The 6,902-nt window shown below is 69.7% G+C and carries 9 protein-coding genes; 2 read left to right on the top strand and 7 right to left on the bottom strand.

Annotated elements, in window-relative coordinates:
- The 4 genes from Q0W60_RS16910 to eno all read right to left on the bottom strand — a co-directional run.
- Positions 1 to 146 (bottom strand): biotin/lipoyl-containing protein (locus Q0W60_RS16910; RefSeq protein WP_297697263.1); only part of this gene is annotated, 146 nt, incomplete at its 3' end.
- Entirely contained in the window at positions 143 to 1,183 is a 1,041-nt protein-coding gene (pdhA, locus tag Q0W60_RS16915) for a pyruvate dehydrogenase (acetyl-transferring) E1 component subunit alpha (protein WP_297697255.1), read from the bottom strand. The genes pdhA and Q0W60_RS16910, both read right to left, overlap by 4 nt.
- A 48-nt stretch (positions 1,184 to 1,231) precedes the next feature.
- A complete protein-coding gene (locus tag Q0W60_RS16920; protein WP_297697256.1) occupies positions 1,232 to 1,528 on the bottom strand; it encodes a septum formation initiator family protein in 297 nt (98 codons plus the stop codon).
- A 66-nt stretch (positions 1,529 to 1,594) separates the two neighbouring features.
- Complete coding sequence (gene eno / locus Q0W60_RS16925) at positions 1,595 to 2,872, bottom strand: phosphopyruvate hydratase (protein WP_297697257.1); 1,278 nt, start codon at positions 2,870 to 2,872, stop codon at positions 1,595 to 1,597.
- Between the two features lie 207 nt (positions 2,873 to 3,079).
- Between eno and Q0W60_RS16930 the strand changes: the two genes are divergently transcribed.
- A complete protein-coding gene (locus Q0W60_RS16930) occupies positions 3,080 to 3,850 on the top strand; it encodes an enoyl-CoA hydratase (RefSeq protein ID WP_297697258.1) in 771 nt (256 codons plus the stop codon).
- Here Q0W60_RS16930 and Q0W60_RS16935 read toward each other — a convergent pair.
- Both Q0W60_RS16935 and rpmF read right to left on the bottom strand, forming a co-directional pair.
- Complete coding sequence (locus tag Q0W60_RS16935) at positions 3,847 to 4,353, bottom strand: hypothetical protein (RefSeq protein ID WP_297697259.1); 507 nt, start codon at positions 4,351 to 4,353, stop codon at positions 3,847 to 3,849. The genes Q0W60_RS16930 and Q0W60_RS16935 overlap by 4 nt on opposite strands.
- Positions 4,354 to 4,438: 85 nt before the next feature.
- Entirely contained in the window at positions 4,439 to 4,621 is a 183-nt protein-coding gene (rpmF, locus tag Q0W60_RS16940; RefSeq protein WP_297697260.1) for a 50S ribosomal protein L32, read from the bottom strand.
- A 68-nt stretch (positions 4,622 to 4,689) separates the two neighbouring features.
- Here rpmF and Q0W60_RS16945 point away from each other — a divergent pair, with 68 nt between their 5' ends.
- A complete protein-coding gene (locus Q0W60_RS16945) occupies positions 4,690 to 5,550 on the top strand; it encodes a dienelactone hydrolase family protein (RefSeq protein ID WP_297697261.1) in 861 nt (286 codons plus the stop codon).
- Between the two features lie 36 nt (positions 5,551 to 5,586).
- On the opposite strand, the gene Q0W60_RS16950 is transcribed toward Q0W60_RS16945, so the two are convergent.
- The coding region (locus Q0W60_RS16950) for a CTP synthase (protein WP_297697262.1) at positions 5,587 to 6,902 on the bottom strand (1,316 nt) is incomplete at its 5' end.

Raw genomic sequence — 6,902 nt, forward strand, 5'->3', positions numbered from 1 at the left:
GCCTCCACCTCCATCGTCGCCTTGTCGGTCTCGATCTCGGCGATCACGTCGCCAGACTTCACCTGATCGCCCTTCTTCACGTGCCACTTGGCCAGCGTGCCCTCCTCCATCGTGGGCGAAAGCGCCGGCATCAGGACGTCGGTCATGCGCCCGCTCCGCCGGAGGCGTAGACGTCGGTGTAGAGCTCCTTCGGGTCGGGCTCGGGCGAGGTGCGGGCGAACTCGGCGGCGTCGGCCACGACCTTCTTCACCTCGCCGTCGATGTTCTTCAGCGTCGGCTCGTCGGCCCAGCCCTGCTTCTCCAGCAGCTCCTCGATGTGGTCGATCGGATCGCGGGTCTTCCGGACCTCGTCGACCTCCTCGCGGGTGCGGTACTTGGCCGGATCGCTCATCGAGTGCCCGCGGTAGCGGTAGGTCTTCATCTCCAGGATGTAGGGGCCGCCGCCCGAGCGGGCGTGCTCGGCGGCCTTGCCGGCGGCGGTCTTCACCGCCAGGACGTCCATGCCGTCCACCTCCTCGCCCGGGATGCGGAACGAGGCCCCTCTCCGGTAGAGATGCGTCTCCGACGAGGACCGCTCGATCGAGGTGCCCATCGCGTACTGGTTGTTCTCGATGACGTAGACCACCGGCAGCCGCCAGAGCTCGGCCATGTTGAAGCTCTCGTAGACCTGGCCCTGGTTGGCCGCGCCGTCGCCGAAGAAGGTGAAGCTGACCTTGCCGTTGTCGCGGTATTTGTCGGCCAGCGCCAGTCCGGTGCCCAGGCTCGCCGGAACGCCCACGATCCCGTGGCCGCCGTAGAAGTCGTTCTCGATCGAGAACATGTGCATCGAGCCGCCCTTGCCCTTCGACGAGCCGCCGGATCGGCCGGTGAGCTCGGCCATGACCTCCTTCGGGTCCATGCCGGCCGCCAGCATGTGGCCGTGGTCGCGGTAGCCGGTGATCACCTGGTCGCCGGGCTGCTTGGCGGCCTGCACGCCGACCGCGATCGCCTCCTGACCGATGTAGAGGTGGCAGAAGCCGCCGATCAGGCCCATGCCGTAGAGCTGACCCGCGCGCTCCTCGAAGCGGCGGATGAGCAGCATGTCCCGATAGTACCTGAGCAGCTCGTCCTTGCCGGCCAGGGCCTTGGGGTCTTCGCCGTTGGTCTTACGCCGACCGGCCGCGCCGGTCTGACCGCGCGCCATGCGTCACTCCGTGGTCCGTCAGATGAGCCTAGAACCGTCCAGAGGCGGCTATGGCTTCGTCCGGATCACATAATCCCTTGGGTCGGCGAAGCCTAGCAGGGAGCGCGCCGTTTCCTCCAGGAGGTCGGCCGACAGGCTCTGGTCGCGCAGCAGGTGCGCGCGTTTCTCCAGGTCCTCCCGCTGGGCCTCCAGCCGGGCGAGCTCCTGCGTGCGCTCGATCAGCGCCTGGTCGCGCTGCCCCGACGAGAGCAGCCCCTGATCGCCGGTGAAGGCGTTGGCGGCGAAGTAGAGGATCAGCAGCGTCAGGGCGGCGGTCGGCAGATAGGAACGAAGGCGGCCCAGCACGGCGAATCCTCAGGACGATCCCGAGAGATCGCGCCGCCGTGGTTATCCGTCCCTTAATGGGAGGCGTTACGGCCGGATCGCCGCCTTGCCGAGATAGACCGCCTGATCGCCGAGCTCCTCCTCGATCCGGAGCAGCTGGTTGTACTTGGCCGTGCGGTCGGACCGCGAAAGCGAGCCGGTCTTGATCTGCCCGCAGTTGGTCGCCACCGCCAGGTCGGCGATGGTCGAGTCCTCGGTCTCGCCCGAGCGGTGGCTCATCACCGCGGTGTAGGCGGCGCGATGGGCCATATCGACCGCGTCGAGCGTCTCCGAGAGCGTGCCGATCTGGTTGACCTTGATCAGGATCGAGTTGGCGAGGCCCTTGTCGATCCCGGTCGCGAGCCTGGCCGGGTTCGTCACGAAGATGTCGTCGCCGACCAGCTGGATCTTGCCCCCCAGCTTGTCGGTCAGCAGCTTCCAGCCCTTGAAATCGTCTTCCGCGCAGCCGTCCTCGATCGTGGCGATCGGGAACTTCGCGACGAGATCCGCCAGGTAGTCGACCATGCCGGCCGGATCGAGCGTCTTGCCCTCCCCCGCCATGACGTACTTGCCGCCCTTGAAGAACTCGGAGGCCGCCGCGTCCAGGCCCAGCAGGAAGTCCTTGCCGGCCTTGTATCCTGCGCCCTCGCCCGCCTGGACGATGAACTCCAGCGCCGCCTCGGCGGTCGAAAGATTCGGTGCGAAGCCGCCCTCGTCGCCGACGTTGGTGTTGTGGCCCGCCGCCTTCAGCGCCGCCTTCAGCGCATGGAAGATCTCCGCGCCCATGCGGAGCGCCTCGGCGAAGGTCGCAGCGCCGGTCGGCAGGATCATGAACTCCTGGATGTCGATCGGATTGTCGGCGTGCGCGCCGCCGTTGATGATGTTCATCATCGGCGTCGGCAGCACCCGGGCGGAGACCCCGCCCACGTACTTGTAGAGCGGCAGCGCCGCCGAGCTCGCTGCGGCCTTGGCGCTGGCCAGGCTGACGCCCAGGATGGCGTTGGCGCCCAGCCGGCTCTTGTTCGGCGTGCCGTCGAGCTCGATCAGCATCCGGTCGACCCGCCGCTGGTCCTCGGCGTCGGAGCCGGAGAGCGCGTCGTAGATCTCGCCGTTCACGGCGTCCACCGCCTGGCTTACGCCTTTGCCGCCATAGCGCCGCTTGTCGCCGTCGCGCTTCTCGACGGCCTCGTGCGCGCCGGTGGAGGCGCCCGAGGGCACGGCCGCGCGCCCCATCGAGCCGTCCTCCAGGATCACGTCGACCTCGACCGTGGGGTTGCCGCGGCTGTCCAGGATCTCGCGGGCGACGATGTCGACGATCTCGGTCATGGGATCCTCAGTCTCGGGGCGCGCGAGCCTTAGCCAGCTTCACGGGTCGGGGCAACGCCGCTTGACAGGCGATCTCGCTGTTCGCTCTATGTTCGCATGGTGACGCTGTACCCCTACGCCTGAGCGAGGTCTCGACCGCCGGCTACTGACTGACCCTTGACGGACCCTGCGTCGGGCCGCTGATGGCTAGCCTGCGGAGGATGGTCCATGCTGCTCGTCGAGAAGCCCCAGCCGGGGGTCGCCGTCGTCACCTTCAACCGGCCCGAGGCGATGAACGCGCTCTCGCGGGCGCTGCGCAACGCGCTTCGCCAGGCGATCAAGGAGCTCGACTCCGATCCGCAGGTGAAGGTGATCGTGCTCACCGGCGCGGGCGAGCGGGCGTTCACCGCCGGTCTCGACCTGAAGGAGCTGGGGACCGACGGCCTCTATCCGGCGAATGCGACCGAGCCGGAGGAGAATCCGGCCCGCGCGGTGCTCGCCTGCGCCAAGCCGATCATCGGCGCGATCAACGGCGTAGCGATCACCGGCGGCTTCGAGGTGGCGCTGGCCTGCGACGTCCTGATCTGCTCGACCAACGCCCGCTTCGCCGACACCCACGCCCGCGTCGGCATCACACCGGGCTGGGGCCTTTCGCAGAAGCTGTCGCGGGTCATCGGCCCCTATCGCGCCAAGGAGCTGTCGCTGACCGGCAACTTCCTGGATGCGGCGACCGCCTACGAATGGGGGCTCGTCAATCGCGTGGTCGAGCCCGCCGAGCTGATGCCCGCCGCGCTGAAGCTCGCCGCCGAGATGGCCGGCGTCGAAGCCGACATGCTGATCACGTACAAGGCGATGATCGACGACGGCTACGCCCTGCCCCTGGGCGAAGGGCTGGAGCTCGAGCACGCGCGTTCGCTGGCCCACAACGCCGCGGTGACTCCCGAGATGGTCGCGGCGCGCCGCCAGGCGGTCCAGGCCCGCGGCCGCAGCCAGGGTTAGCCGCAGCCGTCGGTCCACCCGATGGTCTCGTCGCCGGCGTGGATGCCGGTCACCCGGCCCTTGGGGTCGGTTTCGTACATGATCCCGCGCGCGCCCTTCTTCGCCCACCAGGTGAGGTAGTGCGCCGGCGGATCGTCGTAGTGGTTGGGCTGGATCTCCAGCGCCGGGCCATAGGCTCGCCGGACCTCGGCCTCGGTCGAGCCGATGTGCAGGCCGCGGTCGGTCAGCACCTGCGGCCGCCGGTACACCGAGACGCTCGCCACCTTGCCGTAAGTGGTCAGCACCATCAGCCGTTCGTCGCCCGACCAGAGGGCGTGGCACTCCTCGCTTTCGGCCTGCTCGATGCGCAGGTGGAACCGGCGGATGGCGTCAGCTTCCGGCATCCCGACCCGCAGCGCGCCCCAGCCGTCGGCCGTCAGGCGCGGCGTCGGCTTCGGCCCGGCCGACGCCGGCGCGGCGGCGATCGCCGCCAACAGGCCGATGAGGAGCGCGCCCGGCTGCATGGCCCAAGCCTAGCGCCTGGGCCGCAAATGCGAAACAACCCCGCCTGTTCGGACGGGGCCGCCGAGGCGGGATCGCCGCGAAGGGCTACTCTTCCTTCGGAGTCAGGACCTGGCGGCCTTTGTACATGCCGGTCTTCAGGTCGATGTGGTGCGGCCGCTTGAGCTCGCCCGTCTCCTTGTCCTCGACGTAGGAATTGGCGGCCAGGGCGTGGTGCGATCGCCGCATGTTGCGTCGCGACGGCGAGGTTTTGCGCTTGGGAACGGCCATCGGAGACTCTCGCGGGCGTGAAGACCAGCACGGCGGCCCGATCCGGCCGCCGAGATGAGCGCGGGTGTATGCATGAAAGCCTTCGGCCGATCAAGGCCGCCTGGTCCGGATTGACGCTGTCAGGCGCTCCGCGCGAGGGTCGCGCGATGCCGATCCGCACCTCCTACGTCGCCTTCCGCACCGCGGCCGAGCCGCCGCTCACCGTCGCCGGCAGGCTCAACACCATTCCGCGGGAGGACGGAGCGCGGACGCCGGCGGTGGTCATCTGCCACGGCTCCGACGGCGTCGACGGGCGGGGCGAGTTCCACGCCAGGGCGCTGAACGCGGCCGGTCTCGCCACGCTGGAGATCGACATGTGGGCGGCGCGGGGCAGCGCCCGGGGCGCGGCCGCCCGGCCCCGCAGCCCGGTCGAGACCCTGCCCGACGCCTTCGCCGCCAAGGCCTTCCTGGCCGCCCAGCCGGAGGTCGAACCGGAGCGGATCGGGATCATGGGCTTCTCCTGGGGCGGGGTGGTGAGCCTGCTGGCCGCCACCCAGGCCGCCCAGACGCTCTCCGCCGGCGCGCCGCCGTTCCGCGGCCACGTGGCGCTCTACCCGGTCTGCTGGGCCTACGGCGTCGTGCCGGGCCTGTCGCTCGAGGCGCTGACCGGCGCGCCGATCCTGATCCAGGCGGGCGAGGCCGACGCCTATGATGATCCGGACGGCCTCGACCAGCTGCTCGCGCGCCTGCCCGAGGCGAGCCGCCGGGTGATCCGCGGCGTCACCCATCCGGGCGCCGGCCACGGCTTCGACCGCGACGCGCCCGCCCAGACCATCGTCGATCCCTTCGCCCACAAGGGCGAAGGCGGCCCGGTCCTGATGGCCTTCCACCCCGAGGCGGCCGAGACGGCGCGTCGGCTCGCCGTGGAGTTCTTCGCCTCCCTCCCCTAGCGGGGACGACGGCCGCGAAGCGATCAGGGTGCGGACTCAGACCAGCCGGCTCCGCTCCTTGGCGGCGCCGATGAAGCTGGCGAACAGCGGGTGCGGCTGGAACGGCCGGCTCTTCAGTTCGGGGTGGTACTGCACGCCGATGAACCAGGGATGGTCCGCCCGCTCGCACAGCTCCGGCAGCGCGCCGTCCGGCGACAGGCCGGTGAAATGCAGCCCGGTCTTCTCGATCGCCTCGCGGTAGCCGATGTTCACCTCGTAACGGTGCCGGTGGCGCTCGGAGATCGCCGTCGCGCCGTAGATCTCGGCCACCCGGCTGCCGGGCTGCAGGACCGCCTCGTAGGCGCCGCAGCGCATGGTGCCGCCGAGCTCGCCGCCCTCGGCGCGGAGCTCCTTGTCGTTGCCCTTGGTCCACTCGGTCATCAGGCCGACGATCGGCTCCGAGGTCGGGCCGAACTCGCTGGAGGAGGCGTTGTGGATGCCGGCCAGGTTCCGGGCCGCCTCGATCATCGCCATCTGCATGCCGAAGCAGATGCCGAAATAGGGGATGCCGTGCTCGCGGGCGAAGCGGACCGCGCGGATCATCCCTTCCGAGCCGCGCTCGCCGAACGCGCCGGGCACCAGCACCCCGTGCACGCCCGCCAGCCGCTCGCCGATCAGCTCCTCGTCCTTCTCGAACGCCTGGCCTTCGATCCAGTCGAAACGCACGCGGACCTTGTTGGCGACGCCGCCGTGGACCAGCGCCTCGACCAGCGATTTGTAGGCGTCGGTCAGCGCCGTGTACTTGCCGACGATGGCGATCATCACCTCGCCGTCGGGATGCTCGATGGTCTCGACGATCCCCTGCCAGCGGGAGAGGTCCGGGGCCGGCGCCTCCGACAGGCCGAACACGTCCAGCACTTCGGCGTCGAGCCCCTGGGCGTGGTAGTCGAGCGGCACGGCGTAGATGTTCGCCGAATCCATCGCCTGGATGACCGCGCTGGATCGCACGTTGCAGAACTGGGCGATCTTCTTCCGCTCGCCCTCCGGGATCGGGCTCTCGCAGCGGCAGAGCAGGATGTCCGGCTGGATGCCGATCGAGCGCAGTTCCTTGACCGAGTGCTGCGTCGGCTTGGTCTTCATCTCGCCCGCCGTCTTGATGAACGGCAGCAGGGTCAGGTGGATGAAGCAGGCGTGATGCCGCGGCAGCTCCTGGCCGAGCTGGCGGATCGCCTCGAAGAACGGCAGGCCCTCGATGTCGCCAACCGTGCCGCCCACCTCGACCAGCACGAAGTCGACCCCCTCGCCCGGGTCGGCCAGGACGAACGCCTTGATCTCGCCGGTGACGTGCGGGATCACCTGCACGGTGGCGCCCA

It is taken from the genome of Phenylobacterium sp. (assembly GCF_025934275.1).
In the GTDB taxonomy this organism is placed as follows: Bacteria; Pseudomonadota; Alphaproteobacteria; order Caulobacterales; family Caulobacteraceae; genus Phenylobacterium.